This is a genomic window from Streptomyces sp. NPDC048172 (assembly GCF_043202595.1).
Taxonomy (GTDB): domain Bacteria; phylum Actinomycetota; class Actinomycetes; order Streptomycetales; family Streptomycetaceae; genus Streptomyces.
Genome location: NZ_JBIDAT010000010.1, coordinates 47412 through 62138, shown reverse-complemented (window position 1 = coordinate 62138; position 14727 = coordinate 47412). Strand labels below are relative to the sequence as shown.

Below are 14727 nucleotides of genomic sequence, written 5' to 3'. Positions count from 1 at the left end.
TCCGACGGGCGGGCGCCACGTCGTAGAGGAGGCGAGTGATGACCGAGACCGCTGTTCCCACCGTCGTGCCCAGCCCAGTGGGCGAAGGTGTGGATCTGAGTCGTGTGCACTTCGTCGGCATCGGCGGGAGCGGGATGCTGCCGCTGGCGCGGGTGTGTGCCGCGCGAGGGCTGACCGTGTCCGGGAGCGACGTCCGGCCGGAGGCGGCAGGGGAGGAGCTGGCCGCGCTGGGTGTACGGGTGCTGTCGGGGCAGCAGGCGTGGCATGTACCGGGTGACGCCACCGCGGTCGTGTTCACGCATGCCGTCGGCGCGGACAACCCGGAGATCCGCGAAGCCCAGCGGCGTGGGATTCCGCTGGTTCACCGGTCCATGGCGCTGGACGCGGTGATGGAGGGCAGGACCGCGATCGGGGTGACCGGTACGCACGGGAAGACGAGCACGACGGGGATGCTGGCCTCCGCGCTTTCGCACGAGGGCTGTGCGCCCTCGTACGTGCTCGGCGGTCGATTCGCCGACGGCGACCTCGGCGGGCGTCACGGGGCCGGGAAGCTGTTCGTCGCCGAGGTCGACGAGTCGGACCGGACGCTCGTGAACACCCGGGTCGACATCGCGGTCATCCCGAGCGTGGGCTTCGACCACCCCGAGAACTACCGGGACCTGGCCGCGCACCTGGACGCGTACGAGGAGTTCGCCGGGCGCATGCGGCCCGGTGGCACCGTCGTGCTGCACGTCGGCAGCGACGTCGGCAGCGACGGTGGCCGAGAGCTGGCCGAGCGGCTGCGCCGCGACGGGGTGCAGCTCGTGGCCGTCGGCGGTGGGCCCGAAGTCGACTGGCGTGTGGAGGGGGCGCGTACGGACGCTCGCGGGAGCCGGGGCGTGCTCCACGGGCCCGACGGGGCCACGTACCCGCTGGAGCTGCGCGTGCTCGGCGCGCACCAGGTGCACAACGCGGCCTGCGCCGTTGCCGCCGCGCACGCAGCCGGAGTCGATCCCGGCATCGTGGCGCGGAAGCTGGTGTCCTCCGCCGGAGTACGGCGTCGGCTCAGCCCGGTCCCCGGGGTGGCGTGGGCGTACGACTCGTTCGCGCACCATCCCGTCGAGGTCGCCGCTGATCTCGCAGCCGCGCGCGAGGTCGCCGCGGGTGGGCGGGTGCTGGTGGTCTTCCAGCCCGCCGGTCGGGCACGCCTCAACGCCTTCGGGCCGGAGCTGGGCCGGGCCCTGGCCGCCGCCGACGAGGTCGTGCTGACCGGCGCTCCGGACGGTGCCGCGCGGCTCGGGCACACCGGGGTCGTCGAGGAGGACCGTGCCGCTGCCGTCGCGTACGTGGCCCAGGCGGCACGGCCCGGTGATGTGGTGCTGCTGATGGGCACCGGTGATCTCGTCGACCACGGCCACCTCCTGGCCGACGCGACCGCGCGGAGCGCCGAGCTGGTCGGCGCCGCTGCCTAAGCGCCTTCGGAGTCCGGCTGGAGCAGGCGCTCGGCGAGCCGTTCCAGCCGGACTCCACGGCTGGCCTTGAGGAGGACGACGTCCCCCGTGCGCAGGAGGGAGCGCAGGTGGTCCAGGGCGGCGACCTGGTCGTCCAGGTGGACGGCGTTGGCGCCGCCCGCCGCGGCGGCCTGCTGCATCCATCGCGCTTCCTCCCCGCCTACGAAGAGCACGTGGTCCAGGTCGAGTTCGGCGGCGCTCCGGCCGACTGTTTCGTGGGCGGTACGGGAGTCTTCGCCCAGCTCGTTCATGTGGCCCAGGACCGCGATGGCGCGACGGCTTCGACCGCGGCTCATGGCGGACAGGGCCTTGAGTGCGTGGCCCATGGAGGCGGGGTTGGCGTTGTAGGCGTCGTTGACGATCGTCACGCCGTCCGCGCGCTCGGTGACCTCCATCCGCCAGCGGGACTGCGCGGCGGCGGAGCTGAGGAGGTCGGCGATCTGGTCCAGCGGCAGCCCGGCCTCGCGGGCGACGGCGGTGGCGGCCAGGGCGTTGTGGACCTGGGGCTCGCCGACGAGCTGAAGCTGGACGGGGGCGGTGCCCTCGGGGGTGTGCAGAGTGAAGCGGGGCTGTCCGTGTTCGTTGAGGGTGACGTCCGTGGCGCGGACGGTCGCGTCCGGCGCGAGACCGTACGTGGCGACGCGGGCGCGGGTGCGGTGCTTCATGGCGAGGACGAGCGGGTCGTCGGCGTTGAGGACGGCCAGGCCGCCGGGCGGCAGCGCCTCGACGATCTCGCCCTTCGCTTCGGCGATCTTGTCGCGTCCGCCGAACTCTCCGATGTGCGCGGTGCCTACGTTTGTGACGACGCTGATCTGAGGCGGAGCGACGCTGGTCAGCTCGCGGATGTGGCCGACGCCCCGCGCGCCCATCTCCAGGACCAGGAATCCGGTGGAAGGATCGGCCATGGTGATCGTCAGCGGCAGCCCGATCTCGTTGTTGAAGCTCTGCGGCGTGGCCACCGTGGGACCCGCGGTCTGGAGGAGCTGCGCGATCAGGTCCTTGGTCGACGTCTTCCCGGCCGAGCCGGTGATGGCGACGATCGTCGTGCGGTCGAGCGTGTGGACCAGGTGCTGCCCGAGCCGTCCGAACGCGGCGAGTACATCGTCCACGATCACCGCCGGTACGCCGACCGGACGCGCGGCGAGGACGGCGGCGGCTCCGCTCTCGACCGCGCTGCGCGCGTACGCGTGACCGTCGGCGTGCTCCCCGCTCAACGCGAGGAACAGCACACCGGGACCGGCCTGCCGGGAGTCGAAGGCCGCCGGACCGGTGACGACGAGGTCCGGGTCGGCGGCGTCGGCGAGCTTGCCGCCGACCACGTCGGCGATCTCGGACAAGGTCATGGGCTGCATGAGGGTTCTCCCTGGTCAGGTGGATGGGGGGGGGTGGGTGAGCGGTCGGGTGGGGCTGGACGCTACCGGCGACTGGCGGCGGAGCGCCTCAGCGAGCGTCGAGTGTCGCGGTGAGCCGCTGAGGTCACGGGAACCGGCCCGTGAGCTGCTGTCGGAGCGCCTGCGTCTGCTCGGCGAGTGGGGGCAGCCCGACGGCGCGGCGGCGCTCATCGACGGACTCCGGGTCGTCGATCGCGTACGGCAGGGCGGTTTTCGTAGCGACGCGCGTGCCGTATGTCTGCGGGATCCGCTGCTCGACCGCGCAGTGATCGACGATGTAGGCGTGGTGGATGCGCGGGCAGTCGCCGCGCTCGACGGCCGCCGTGATCAGATCCCGGCAGCGGAGCTGGAAGGCCAGATCGTCGGCGTGGAGCAGCAGCATCAGCGCGGCGGTGGAGGCGACCTCGCCCACCAGCGCCCGGCCGGGCCAGCCCTCGTTCCGCACGATGTGGTCCAACGCCGCCGCGTTCGCCCTGCGGCACGTGGCCAGACGCTGCCGGTGAAGAGCCGACGGCTTCTCGATCGCGATTCGGGACAGCCGCTTGTCCTCCTCTGCCCGGAGCAGGAGATCGCGGGCGACGGCATCTGGCCGGGACTGGGCGGGCGGCCTCATGCCTGCGTCACCGCCTCGGCGTACGGGAGGCGACACTCGATCTGCTTGCCCAGGGGAGTGAGCCGTACCCTCCAGCCGGGGGCGAGGGCGTCGAGGATCCAGAGGCCGCGGCCGGACTCGCTCGTGGCATCGTCCGGCGCCGTGGCCCACCGCTCGGGGAGGGCAGCTCGGTCGGGGTCGTGGACCTCGACGAGTACGGCGCCCTCGTCCACGGTCAGGCGGACGACGACGGGGGCCCAGGGGCCGCAGGCGCGTACGGCGTTACTGACCAGTTCACTGGTGACGAGTTCGGCGCAGTCGGCCACCGTGTCGCCCACCCCCGCGCCGGTGACTGTCTTCGTAACCAGCGAGCGCAGGGCGCTCAGGCGCTCGTGGCTGCAGCTCATGTGCAGGACGAAGCCGTCCTCTTGCGAGATCAGGTAGTAGCCGCAGGCGGCTTGCAGCGGCGCGTCGTCCCCGGAGCCGGACATGGCGGGCAGTTCGGCGACCCGGCTCTTCACGGGCATGGGATCAGCTCCCGGATGAAGTCCCGAGTCCTTGAGCGCGTGCGTACACGCAGTCGGGCGGGGAGGCGCGCACAGCCCTCGGTCGAATAGGCGGCTCGGTCTTCGTCCGCAAACCTCGTCGCAAGGTCTATTGCGTCCGCAGCCGTCGGTGTCGGGACTGCTGAGATGGTGAACCCCGGGCGTACTGCGGCAGGTTTCGACATCTGATTCATGCTGATGTCCTCAGAGAGCTGGAAGGCTTGACCGCCGGTCATCGATCACGGGTGTTCCAACCCGGCGTGCCGGAGGAAGACTTGGAGTATGTCCGGCGGAAGGCCCGCCGTGTAACGCTCACTGGGGAAGTGTCCGCATCACCTCGTGCGGGCTCTCGTCGTGGCCGCTGTGGGTGGGTCGCCGCGTGTAACTTCCTTGGACACGTGTCCTGTTGCTGGACATGTCGACCACTCGCGGAACCACGAAGGGAGCCGCCGTGGCGGGAGGACCGACGACTCGCCGTCGCCAATTGGGTTTCCGTCTACTCGAACTCCGCCAGAGCAGCGGGCTCACAGCGGAGCAGGCCGGAGAACTCGCCGGTGTTTCAAAGGCCACCGTGAGTCGATACGAGCGCGCGAAGGGAACTGTTCGCTGGAACCAGGTGGATCAGATGTGCCGTGTGTACGGCACTTCCGACTCAGAGCGTGAGGCTCTTGTCGAACTGGCCAAGCAGTCGAACAAGAAGAACGAATGGTGGGTCCCGGTAGCAGACAAGCTGCCAAATCCGCTTGCGGTCTTGATCGCGCTCGAACATGAAGCGGCCCGCATCTGTCAGTTTGCCCCAGTAGTGGTTCCTGGCCTGCTCCAGAACCGGGACTACGCCCGCGCCATCAAGCTGCCGCCGACCGATCCGCTGCCACCTGCGGAATCGGAAGGGTTCCTCGATGTGCGTATGCGGCGACAGAAGCTGCTCGAAGGGGCGGGGTCGCCGGAGTACCACGTCGTCCTCGACGAATCCGTGCTCCGCCGCTCGGTCGGCGGTCCGGAGGTGATGCGGCGCCAGCTCGACCATCTGCTGCACCGTGGCCGGGAGCCTCACGTGATCCTCCAGGTCCTGCCCTTCGGGGCCGGCGCGTACAGCACTGCCATGAACTCCTTCATCGTGCTCGGCGGCCCCGACCCCGGGCTCGACGTCGTGTACTTGGAGAACCCCGCGGGCTCTCTGTACCTGGAGGAGCCCAACGTCTGCGAGACCTTCAGCGCCTCCTTCCGTCACCTCTGCCGGGAGGCGCTCTCCCCCGACGACTCCGCCGAGCTGATCACAGAGATCAGCAGGGGACACCGATGAACCCAGAAAGGTGCCACGTGACCGAGCAGCAGTTGAACTGGATCAAGAGCAGCTACAGCGGCGCTCCGAGCGACGACTGTGTGGAAGCGGCGCTGCTGCCCGACGGCCGTGTGGCCGTCCGGGACTCGAAGCGCCGCGATGGCGTCTGTCGCTTCTCCCCGACGGTATGGGGTCGGTTTATCGCCGACGACCTTTCGTGCGAGGTCGACCGCCGATGACCCGGCGAAGTCTTGCGTACACAAAAAGTTTGATGCGGACACCGGGCTGTCCCGGTTCTTGTCCGCATCGAGCGTCGGAGGAGAACGACGATGCCGCAAGTACCCAAGCTCCTTGACGACTCCGAATCATGGGAAGCGTGGTTCGGCAAGGAGGTCCGGAACTGGCGCATGGTGAGAGGGCTCTCCACCCGGGAACTGGGTGCGGCGGCGCACGTCAGCTCGACGACGGTGGAACGTATCGAGAAGGCGGAGCGCTCCTGTTCCAGGCAACTGGCCGTCGCCATAGACGAGCGCCTGGACGCGGGCGGCGCCGTGGTCAGGCTCTGGGACAGGATGAAGGAGCACAGGTCCGCCCGACATCGTCATGCGGACAGCTCGGAGTCGGCGTCGTCACATGAGCCGCGGCGTCAAGGAGCCGGGCCGCGTGGCGCCTTGAGCCCGCGCCGTGCGCAATTCGATGCCCCGGACGAGATCGTTGCCCAGACCCTCGCTCTCACAGAACCCTCCGGCCACTCCGCGCTGGTGGCGACGGCCACCCTCGCCGTCGACAGCGTCGTCCAGCGCTACGAACGCCTCGGGCCGCATCGTCTGGCTCCCGAGGTCCGTGTCCTCCGGAACGCTCTGCACGGTGCGCTTGAGGGCCCGCAACCGCCCCGCGTCCGTTCCGACCTCTTCCTGCACACGGCCCGAACAGCCGGTCTCATCGGATACATGGCAGTCAACGCCTCGGCTCCCCTTGACGTGTCACAGGCGTACTGCGCGGAGGCAGAGGCCCTGGCGAGGGAGGTCGGGGACACGGGAACGGAAATGTGGGTCTACGGAACCCGTTCGCTCGGCCTGTACTACGCGGGGCGCTACGCGGAAGCGGCGCGCGCGGCACAGGCCGGAGTCGACCTTTCCCCCGAAAACCCACAGGCCATTCGGTTGCTCGTGAACGGCTGCGCTCGGGCGTACGCACGAATGGGAGACCGCGCCGCGGCCGAAGCCGCGATCGGCCGGGCCCTGGCGCTCTCGGAGCGCCAGCAGGAGCTTCCCGTGGGACTCACCGCGTGCATCGACTTCGTTCCGTACTCGCTCGCCCGCACGCTGGCGAACGCGATCACCGCGCGCCTCTCCTCCGGAGACACGGAAGCAGTCCTGGCAGACGCGGACGAGATCGAGGACCTGGTCGAGCGGTCCGATTCGGAGTGGAGCCGGGCCCTCGTCCGTATGGACGTCGCCTCCGCACTCCTCCGCCGGAAGCGTCGCGACGTGGAGCAGGCGATGTCGCTCGGCGTGAGTGCGCTGAACACGGGAGGCACGCCGCCGATCCGCTCGGTCTGGAAGCGTGCCCGGGAACTCTACGAGCAGGCTCTGCGATGGCGACGTGAGGCGCCCGTGAGGGAGTATGCGGAGGTACTGCGCACGTGGCAGTCGCATCCGCAGACTCGGTTGGTGGCTGACCGCCGCGTGCCGTGAGACAGCAACCGAGCCGAGCGATGGAGCGATGTGATCCCGAAGCTGACGTCCGATGCCGCGTCCTTCCCCGTCGAGCCGCCCGCGGATCTCGATGACGCGCAGACGATCGTGGAGCACGACTGGCAGTCGTTCGCGACGGTCGAGCGCATGGTCAACCACTGGGACCGGCCCGGGTGGTACGAGGGACGCCGCGCGTACTACTGGATGCTCACTTTCGGCGGTCACCGCGAGTTGGGGGACCTCGTCCAGCGCTGCCAGGAGGAGATCACCCCGCTGGGCCTGGACCTCGTCCCCTTCGACGGCCTGCACGTCACCCTCGCCCGGATCGGAGACGCGTCAAAGGTTTCTCCCTCGGCCATCGACGTCCTGGCCGATCACGCGGCCAAGGGCACCGAGCCGCCGTTCCGACTGCACGCGCATCCGCTCGCGGGGTCACGAGGAGCCCTTCGCCTCTCGCTCACGCCGTGGGCGCCCCTGGTCCGCCTCCACGCCGCCCTGACAGAGATCAACGCCTCGGTCGGGGTGCCCGGCGGCAAGCCGACCAGTGGATTCCGCCCGCATATGGGGGTGGCGTACAACAACCGTGAGCGACCGGCCGCTCCCATGGTCGAAGTGGCCGCCACGCTTCGGCAATTGCTCCCTGTGGCCCTCGACGTGAGCACCGTCGAAGTGGTGGAACTCCAGAGGACCGACAGGGCCTATCGGATACGCCTGCTGCACCGGATTCCGTTGAAGTGATCTCCACTGCGGGTGGCCGAGCCGGGCATGCCGTCCAGTTCCTCACAGTCGGACACGTCGGGAGCCCATGCCCTTGAGCTGGTGGTGCAGCAGCCGAGACTGAGCTTCCTTCTCGGTGAGACCCAGGGCGGTAGCTATCGTCGACCACGACAGGTCATCGGCTTCCGCAGCGCACGCGGCGTGGGGTGCGATGTCCTCGGTGATGCGCTCCAGGGCGGCAACCGCCCGTAGCGCTGCCAGCGGCGCGTCATCAGCCAGGGCGCTGATCTGCTGCTCCAGCCGTTCCAGCAACGCCTCCAGCTCGACGGGCAGCGGTACCGTACGCGCCCGGACCTCTTCGATGTGCCGCTTCCAGTCTTCGCGAGGGCCCGAGATGTCGATGTCGCACGGACTGTCGATCATCTCTGACCAGTCGAGCACGTAGCGCTGCTCTCCGCGCCAACCGCACGCGCAAGAGCTGCGTAGATGCGTAGCCAACGGAGCCCGCGACTGCCCGTCGTAGATCCACCAGTCGGATACTGTCTTGCCTCCGCCGCCGCTGCCTGCATCGAAATAGACCGGCTTGGGTTCGCTCCCGTCAGCCAGCAACGCCACCGGCACGCCTTCGTGCGAGGCCCCGAACTCCTTCGCTGTCCAGCTCATGTGGTCTCCGCATCGCCGTGAATCGCTGTTGGTGGTCATGTGCCTGGGGCTCCCGACTCAGGCCCGAGGATGCCCGAGCCCGGGGGCGGGCGACTGGTGAACTCACGAATAGGCGAGGAGGGCGGAGAGGGCGGCGGTCACGGCGGCGGCGAGGGTGATGACGGCCGCGAAGGCGGTGGCGGCGCGGGTGAGGGTGGTGGGGTAGGTGGCGCCATCCATGCGGGCGAGGACGGCCGCGCCCACTGCGGCCAGCAGCGCGATGACGGTGACGAGCGCAGTGGTGAGGAGGACGACGGCGACGGTCACGACAAGCTCCCTTTGCACGAGGGGATGTTTGACGTGAGCGACGGTGGCGGAATCGATGTGCGCCGGGGTTCGCCGAGAGGAAGATGAACAACGGCGAACACCATGTGCGGGGAGGGGTGCGTGAACGAGGAGCGGAGCGGCCAGACTCCGGCGCTCATCGAACTGTGTAGGAGACTGGCCGACGGGAAGGCCCGGAAAGGGCTGAAACAGACACAGATCGCCCAGAACGCCCACCTAAGTCGGACAACTGTGTCGGAGGCATTCTCGCCCCACGCGCCCCTCCCGTCGGAAGCGACGGTCGCGGCGCTGGGCCGGGCGCTGCGTCTGCCGGTGGAGGAGCTGCTGGAACTCCGGCGGGCCGCATCGGAGGACCCGTGCATGGGGGATAGGGAGGGGCCGGGCAGGCCGATCGGGGAGTGGGAACCGCACGCCTTGGAGGTCCACCCTGCCGGGCCCATCCCGCAGGGGTCCGGTGCCGATGCGCCGCAGCGGCGGGTGCTGCCCGGATACGTGCCCCGGGACCATGATCGGGTGCTGGCCGAGGCGGTCAGGCAGGTTGGGCAGGGGCACAGCCGGATTGTGGTCCTGGTGGGCTCCTCCTCGACGGGCAAGACACGGGCTTGCTGGGAGGCGGTGCAACCCCTGGCGGATCAGGGATGGTGGCTGTGGCACCCCTTCGACCCGACCCGGACTGAGGCCGCCTTGGAGGAACTGCACCGCGTTCGGCCACGCACGGTGATGTGGCTGAATGAGGCTCAGCACTATCTGGGCGATTCAGTGGCTGGCGAGCGGATCGCGGCGGCCGTGCATGATCTGCTGACCCGGCCGGAACGCGGACCGGTCCTGGTGCTGGGCACACTGTGGCCGGAGTACGACCGTCAATACACCGCCCTGCCTACGCTGGGTGGCGAAGATGCGCACAGTCGGGTGCGGGAAGTCCTCGCGGGCAACACCCTGACCGTCCCCGAAACCTTCGACGCTGTAGCCCTAGCCAAAGCTGCCGACCTTGCCGCTGACGGTGACCAGTTGCTGGCCGACGCCATCACCCGCACTCGGGAGGGTGGGCGGGTGGCTCAGGAACTGGCTGGCGCCCCTGAACTCCTCAAGCGCTACGAGCACGCCACCCCAGCCGCCCGGGCCCTGCTGGAGGTGGCGATGGACGCACGCCGCCTCGGCGTCGGGCTGCACCTCCCTCGGGCGTTCCTCACCGACGCAGCCGCCGACTACTTCAACCAGGACGACTACGACCAACTGACCGACGACTGGTCCGAGCGGGCCTACGCCGAACTCGCCGAACCTGTCCACGGTAAGCACGCCTCCTTGCGATGCACCACCCTCCGACCTGCACGGCGCCCGCCCAACCTCACCACTGCGGAAGCCTCGGCTCCGTCGCTCGCAGAGCCCATCTTTCGTCTTGCTGACTACCTTGAACAACACGGACACCTGACCCGCAGACAACTGTGCCCGCCTGCGTCCTTCTGGCACGCGGCCCACACTCACCTCACCAACCCAAGAGATCTTGACAACCTCGCCAAGGCTGCTGAGGACCGGCATCGCCTCCAATGGGCCCACTCCCTTCGCCTCCAGGCTGCTGAACATGGAAGTATCGGCGCCCTGTATCGGCTGGCTTTGAGACGGGAGGAGGCGGGGTGTCGGAAGGAAGCGGAGTGTCTTCTCCGACGGGCCGCTGAACACGGCAGTGCTGGTGCCTTGTACCGGTTGGCCGCGATGCGGGAGGAAGCGGGGTGTCGGAAGGAAGCGGAGTGTCTTCTCCGACAGGCCACAGACCAAGGCAGCATCGGCGCCTTGCGTCGGCTGGTCATTAGGCGTGAGATGGCTGGGGATTGGGAAGGTGCCGAAGCCCTCGCACGGCGGGCCACCGATTACGGTGACGCCAGTGTTCAGCGACATCTGTTCAAAATGCGGATAGAAGCTGAGAGGTGGGGCGATGCCGAAGCGCTCGCTCAGCAGATTGCCGACCACGGCGACACCAGCATTTTGCACACCGTAGCCGAGATGTGGGAGGAAGCTGGGAGTCGGGCGGATGCCGAGCGCCTACTTCGGGAGGCTGCTGACCGCAGCGATACCAGGGCCCTGTACCGGCTGGTCGTGAGGCGGGAGATGGCCAGGGACTATGAGGGGGCTGAGGTGCTCGCCTGTCAGGCCGCCGATCTTGGCGATACTGGCGCTCTATATCGGCTGGTCGATATGCGAGGGGAGGCTGGCGACGGGGAGGGCGCCGAACGTGTTCTTCGCCAGGCCGCTGAACACGGCAGTGCTGGTGCCTTGTACCGGTTGGCCGAGATGCGGGAGAAGGCTGGGGACGGGGAGGGCGCCGAACGTTTCCTTGGTCAGGCCGCCGACCGTGGCCACACCAGAGCCGTGCTCCATCTGGTCGAATTGCGGGTAAGGGCTGGCGACGGGGAAGGTGCCGAGCGTGTTCTTCGCCAGGCCGCTGACGACGGCAATACTGACGTTCTGTACCGGCTGGCCAAGATGCGGGAAGAGGCTGGGGACGGGGAGGGTGCCGAGGCCCTCGCACGGCAGGCCGCCATCCGTGGCCACGCCGGAGCCTTGCGCCATCTGGCCAACATGCGGGTAGAGGCTGGAGACGAGGAGGGGGCCGAGGTCCTTGCGCGGCAGATTGCTGACCATGGTGACACCGACATGCTGCGCCGTCTGGCCGAGATGCGAGCAAGGTCGGGGGACTGGAGTGCTGCGGAGGCCCTTGCTCGGCGGGCTGCCGACCACGGTGACACTGACATGATCTACCGCCTGGTCGAGATGCGAGAGGGAGCAGGAGATCAGAACGGCGCTGAGGCGCTCGCCTGGCAGGCTGGCGACCACGGAAGCATCGGCGCCTTGTATCGCTTGGCAGTAATGCGTGAGGGGGTTGGGGACAGGGAGGGTGCCGAGGCTCTTGCCCGGCAGGCCGCCGACTATGGCGCCACTGACGTCCTCTACCGCATGGCCGAGATACGGGAGGAAGGGGATGGGCTGTGGCCGTACGGCTTGGACCCGGACGGTACGCCGACGCCCCCATGGCAACCATCCGTCTCCACTCTGCTCGACCAATGCAAGCAGCCTCACGAGTTCTAGGTCAGCCTGGGGGACCTAATAGGACTCATGGAACCATCTGGTGGCCTTAGACGAGATCGATCGCCCAGCACGGCTCATGCCCCCCGGTGGTCGACCAAGCCCCATCAGAAACGCTCTAGCGACTGCCATACCCCCGGTCGCGAAGCCATCGCGCCGCCGTTCGGTGGTCCCCGGCGTGGCTGAGGAGCGCGTAGGCGGCGAACTTCGTGTACGGAGACTGAGGAGCGAACGGGGTGCTGGTGGAGAACACGTAGAGGCGGTCGCGAGCGGTGCTGTTTCCGGAGGTGGCGGAGACCCCGAACCTCTTGCCTGGACGACGCCAGTATCGGGTGTGACCGTCAGTGCGGACCAAGGCCCAGCCTGCGGGGATTAGGATCTCGGCCCAGTCGGTGCGGCGTTCGAAGTCGTCTCCGGGGCGTGCCCCTCCGAGCTTGGCCTGGGGCGTCCTGGTCCTCGCCTCGGGGTGAGCCCGGTCGAGGGAACGGGCTGTGGTGAGTAGGGCGTCGCGATCGTCGATCGTGAGGAGCGGAACGGTCGGCGGGCCCCCCTGGAGAAGGAGGTACGGCTGGCCCGTGGGGTGCACCGGACCGTGGGACGGGGCGGTGATGACGTAGCCGCCTTCGCCGCGGGTTTCGACGAGGACGTTTCCGTTCTTCGTGGCCAGGCGGGTGTTGGGAAGGGCGGGGCCTGGGGTGCGGAAGTAGTAGTGGAGGCCGCCGCTGGGGGAGCGGATGACGCAGCCGGTCCGGAGGGTAGACCACGGGAGGACCAGGCCGGAGCGGACGACCGCGGCGTGGAACTGGGCCAGGGTGCCGTTCGTGATGGCCGCGCCCTCGAACTCCAGGACCTCCAGGTTGCCCGAGACGGCGCCGCAGACGATGCCGAGGCCAGGGTGGCCGTCCTTGAACCAGGCGTGGAGCTGGTGTTCGTTCGCTCGGGCCTGCTGGTATCGCTTCCACGGGCCGAGGGGGCGCTTCGTGCCGTCCGTTGCAGCGCGGACCAACGAGCAGCCTGCCTGGTGCCAGGCCAGCGCCGCCGTCAGCATGTCGCCGGTCACGATGTGCTCGGCTCGTCGGGCCAGACCGCCAGGTGGTAGCGGGCGGGGCGGTCCTGGTGGCGGCCCATGCGGCACTGGTCGGCGTTGGCGCCAAGCGAAGTCGCCGTCCGAGACAGGAAGCGGTCGTACTGCTCGCGCCACATCGGGACGGCGCCCGGGTCGCGGTAGGCATCGGTGCGGGCGAAGGCGAGGGCGGCTAGCTCGTAGGTGAGGTGGTCGTGCTGGCGCCAGCAGGGCGGGATGAGCTGGTGGGGCTGCCAGGCGTAGGTGGTGTTCAGCCAACGGACCACCGTCGCGAGCCAAGGCAGGACCGAGTCCGCTAGCGAAGTCGGGATCGCGCCGAGGTCCCAGGGGAGCGGGCCGCCCTCCTCGATGACCGCCAGAAGGTACTCGTGGACGTCGGCCGGGAGTGGCGGGAACGGGTCGTACGTCATGGCGTCCCCTGTCCCTTCCGGGAGTCCCACGCCTTCGCGTGTGCCGCTGCCTGCTTGGTGCGGAGAGCCGCGCGGCGGGCGCGTTCGGCGTCGTTGGCCGCGCGCAGCTCGCGGACCGAGGACTGGATCTGCGGCCAGGAGGACCACGTCCACATGCCCTCCAGCCGCGTGACGACCGGCGGGAGGTTGTCGGCGAAGACGAGTGCGTGGCCCGCTTCCACGTCCAGGGCCTTGATCTCGTCGGGGCGGAGGACCGGCTCGTAGACGGTGTGGACGGCCTTGGAGACGTTGTCGTGCGGGCCGTTGGCGGTGGAGCGGGTGTGGGTGGTCTTGGTGCGTTCGACCTGGCCTGACAGGTCGGACATCTCGCGGAGGAAGGCGGTGTCCTTCACGCCGCCGAAGACGACGACGTTGTTGGTGAAGGACGCCAGCTCCTTCGCGTCCGCCGCGCCGAAGCGGGCCGCGGCCGAGGCCCAGCCCTGGAGGCCGTAGATGACGGTGATGCCCCGGCCGCGTCCGTCGGCGACGCGTTGGCGGAGGGAGGGGATGGGGGCGATGTTCGGCGCCTCGTCGAGCGCTGCAAGGAGGGGCGGGTCCAGACGGCCCGTCGCCGCGACGGATGCGTGCCGTTCCGCTGTGTCCAGGAGGTCTTCCGTTATCGCCGTGGTGAGTGGGGCGACGGTCGAGGTCTCGGAGTCCTTGCCGAGGAGATAGATCGTGCCGCCCGCGTCGAGCAGTGCGCGGATGTCGGTCGGGTCGTCCTCGCCGCCCTCCAGGGCCTCGACGACCGCCTCGTGGGCGAAGCACTCCAGCGCCGCGTCCAGCGTCACCGTCGTGTTGCCCACCGTACGGTCGTCGCCGGTCGTGGAGTTGAGCAGCGTCTCTGCCCAGCCGGGGCCGGCGCCCGGGTGGGCGTCGAGGATGGCCAACGGCGCGGGATCGGTCGGCCTGCGCGTCCAGCGGAGCAGCTCGCGCAGCTGTACGCCGTCGAGCGCGGCGGCGTGAAGCAGGCAGGCCAGCACCTTGGCCGCCTGGCCCTTGTAGAACGCGGTGCCCTCGGACGACTCCGAGACGACGCCGGGGATGCGGGCTCCGGCCACGAAGCCCTTCGCGCGGGCCATGGCGGTCTCGGTGTCCTCGGCTCCGTTGATCGGGGACCAGCGCAGCTTCGGGAGGGACGGGGCCAGGTCCTGCGGGTCCAGGACGTGGAGCGGACGGTCCCGGCGGGCGTCCCAGGTCGTCTCCACCATGTCCGCCTTCGTGGACGTGGCGAAGACCGGGCCGGGCCAGGTTCGTATGACGGGCGAGAAGAAGCGCAGCGTCTTGCCGCTGCCCATCGGGCCGATGACGCGGCATGCCCGGTCGGCGCGGGACCACAGGTCCACGCCCTTGGGCCGCTGGGAGACGCCGAGGCGGTAGCCGAAGTCGGCGGGGTCGTACTTCATGTTCGTGCC

The 14727-nt window shown here is 69.3% G+C and carries 14 protein-coding genes; 6 read left to right on the top strand and 8 right to left on the bottom strand.

All coding sequences use genetic code 11. From position 1 onward, the window contains the following. Positions 1 to 38: 38 nt before the first annotated feature. Complete coding sequence (gene murC / locus ACGF3A_RS36200; RefSeq protein WP_393734739.1) at positions 39 to 1451, top strand: UDP-N-acetylmuramate--L-alanine ligase; 1413 nt, start codon at positions 39 to 41, stop codon at positions 1449 to 1451. Here the strand turns inward: murC and murF are convergent. The 3 genes from murF to ACGF3A_RS36185 all read right to left on the bottom strand — a co-directional run bounded on the left by murF (position 1448) and on the right by ACGF3A_RS36185 (position 4000). Continuing rightward, positions 1448 to 2842, bottom strand: a complete 1395-nt coding sequence (gene murF / locus ACGF3A_RS36195; RefSeq protein ID WP_393734738.1) for a UDP-N-acetylmuramoyl-tripeptide--D-alanyl-D-alanine ligase — start codon at positions 2840 to 2842, stop codon at positions 1448 to 1450. The two genes, murC and murF, sit on opposite strands and share 4 nt — an antisense overlap. A gap of 124 nt (positions 2843 to 2966) precedes the next feature. Next, positions 2967 to 3494, bottom strand: a complete 528-nt coding sequence (locus ACGF3A_RS36190) for a DUF6624 domain-containing protein (protein WP_393734737.1) — start codon at positions 3492 to 3494, stop codon at positions 2967 to 2969. After that, on the bottom strand, positions 3491 to 4000 hold the full coding sequence (locus ACGF3A_RS36185) for an ATP-binding protein (RefSeq protein ID WP_393734736.1): 510 nt from the start codon (positions 3998 to 4000) through the stop codon (positions 3491 to 3493). The genes ACGF3A_RS36190 and ACGF3A_RS36185 overlap by 4 nt, the downstream gene beginning before the upstream one ends. Positions 4001 to 4469: 469 nt before the next feature. Between ACGF3A_RS36185 and ACGF3A_RS36180 the strand changes: the two genes are divergently transcribed. The 4 genes from ACGF3A_RS36180 to ACGF3A_RS36165 all read left to right on the top strand — a co-directional run bounded on the left by ACGF3A_RS36180 (position 4470) and on the right by ACGF3A_RS36165 (position 7735). Then, positions 4470 to 5321 carry a helix-turn-helix domain-containing protein gene (locus ACGF3A_RS36180; protein ID WP_393734735.1) on the top strand — a complete coding sequence of 284 codons (852 nt, stop codon included), beginning with the start codon at positions 4470 to 4472 and terminating at the stop codon, positions 5319 to 5321. Between the two features lie 17 nt (positions 5322 to 5338). Continuing rightward, the gene (locus tag ACGF3A_RS36175; protein ID WP_393734734.1) at positions 5339 to 5539 is read left to right on the top strand and encodes a DUF397 domain-containing protein; all 201 of its coding nucleotides are present in this window, start codon (positions 5339 to 5341) and stop codon (positions 5537 to 5539) included. Between the two features lie 90 nt (positions 5540 to 5629). Further along, entirely contained in the window at positions 5630 to 6997 is a 1368-nt protein-coding gene (locus ACGF3A_RS36170; protein ID WP_393734733.1) for a helix-turn-helix domain-containing protein, read from the top strand. Positions 6998 to 7027: 30 nt separating this feature from the next. Next, entirely contained in the window at positions 7028 to 7735 is a 708-nt protein-coding gene (locus ACGF3A_RS36165; protein WP_393734732.1) for a 2'-5' RNA ligase family protein, read from the top strand. A gap of 42 nt (positions 7736 to 7777) precedes the next feature. Here ACGF3A_RS36165 and ACGF3A_RS36160 read toward each other — a convergent pair whose 3' ends face one another. Together ACGF3A_RS36160 and ACGF3A_RS36155 are read right to left on the bottom strand one after the other, a co-directional pair. Beyond that, positions 7778 to 8416 (bottom strand): hypothetical protein, encoded by a 639-nt coding sequence (locus ACGF3A_RS36160; protein ID WP_393734731.1) that lies wholly within the window; start codon positions 8414 to 8416, stop codon positions 7778 to 7780. Positions 8417 to 8479: 63 nt separating this feature from the next. Next, positions 8480 to 8683, bottom strand: coding sequence for a hypothetical protein (locus tag ACGF3A_RS36155; protein WP_393734730.1), 204 nt, complete (start codon positions 8681 to 8683; stop codon positions 8480 to 8482). A gap of 120 nt (positions 8684 to 8803) precedes the next feature. Here ACGF3A_RS36155 and ACGF3A_RS36150 point away from each other — a divergent pair, with 120 nt between their 5' ends. Beyond that, the gene (locus ACGF3A_RS36150) at positions 8804 to 11782 is read left to right on the top strand and encodes a helix-turn-helix domain-containing protein (protein WP_393734729.1); all 2979 of its coding nucleotides are present in this window, start codon (positions 8804 to 8806) and stop codon (positions 11780 to 11782) included. A gap of 115 nt (positions 11783 to 11897) precedes the next feature. On the opposite strand, the gene ACGF3A_RS36145 is transcribed toward ACGF3A_RS36150, so the two are convergent. From ACGF3A_RS36145 to ACGF3A_RS36135, 3 genes are read right to left on the bottom strand one after another with little or no spacing between them, the layout of a single operon-like run. After that, positions 11898 to 12839 (bottom strand): bifunctional DNA primase/polymerase, encoded by a 942-nt coding sequence (locus ACGF3A_RS36145; RefSeq protein WP_393734728.1) that lies wholly within the window; start codon positions 12837 to 12839, stop codon positions 11898 to 11900. Continuing rightward, positions 12836 to 13273, bottom strand: a complete 438-nt coding sequence (locus ACGF3A_RS36140; protein WP_393734727.1) for a hypothetical protein — start codon at positions 13271 to 13273, stop codon at positions 12836 to 12838. The genes ACGF3A_RS36145 and ACGF3A_RS36140 overlap by 4 nt, the downstream gene beginning before the upstream one ends. Further along, on the bottom strand, positions 13270 to 14718 hold the full coding sequence (locus ACGF3A_RS36135) for a type IV secretory system conjugative DNA transfer family protein (protein WP_393734726.1): 1449 nt from the start codon (positions 14716 to 14718) through the stop codon (positions 13270 to 13272). Before ACGF3A_RS36135 ends, ACGF3A_RS36140 begins: the two co-directional genes overlap by 4 nt. Positions 14719 to 14727: the final 9 nt, after the last annotated feature.

Excerpts from the sequence above, each read along its gene's own strand:
- murC (WP_393734739.1), top strand. The coding sequence starts at position 39 with ATGACCGAGACCGCTGTTCCCACCGTCGTGCCCAGCCCAGTGGGCGAA.
- murF (WP_393734738.1), bottom strand. The coding sequence starts at position 2,842 with ATGCAGCCCATGACCTTGTCCGAGATCGCCGACGTGGTCGGCGGCAAG.
- ACGF3A_RS36190 (WP_393734737.1), bottom strand. The coding sequence starts at position 3,494 with ATGAGGCCGCCCGCCCAGTCCCGGCCAGATGCCGTCGCCCGCGATCTC.
- ACGF3A_RS36185 (WP_393734736.1), bottom strand. The coding sequence starts at position 4,000 with ATGCCCGTGAAGAGCCGGGTCGCCGAACTGCCCGCCATGTCCGGCTCC.
- ACGF3A_RS36170 (WP_393734733.1), top strand. The coding sequence starts at position 5,630 with ATGCCGCAAGTACCCAAGCTCCTTGACGACTCCGAATCATGGGAAGCG.
- ACGF3A_RS36160 (WP_393734731.1), bottom strand. The coding sequence starts at position 8,416 with ATGACCACCAACAGCGATTCACGGCGATGCGGAGACCACATGAGCTGG.
- ACGF3A_RS36140 (WP_393734727.1), bottom strand. The coding sequence starts at position 13,273 with ATGACGTACGACCCGTTCCCGCCACTCCCGGCCGACGTCCACGAGTAC.
- ACGF3A_RS36135 (WP_393734726.1), bottom strand. The coding sequence starts at position 14,718 with ATGAAGTACGACCCCGCCGACTTCGGCTACCGCCTCGGCGTCTCCCAG.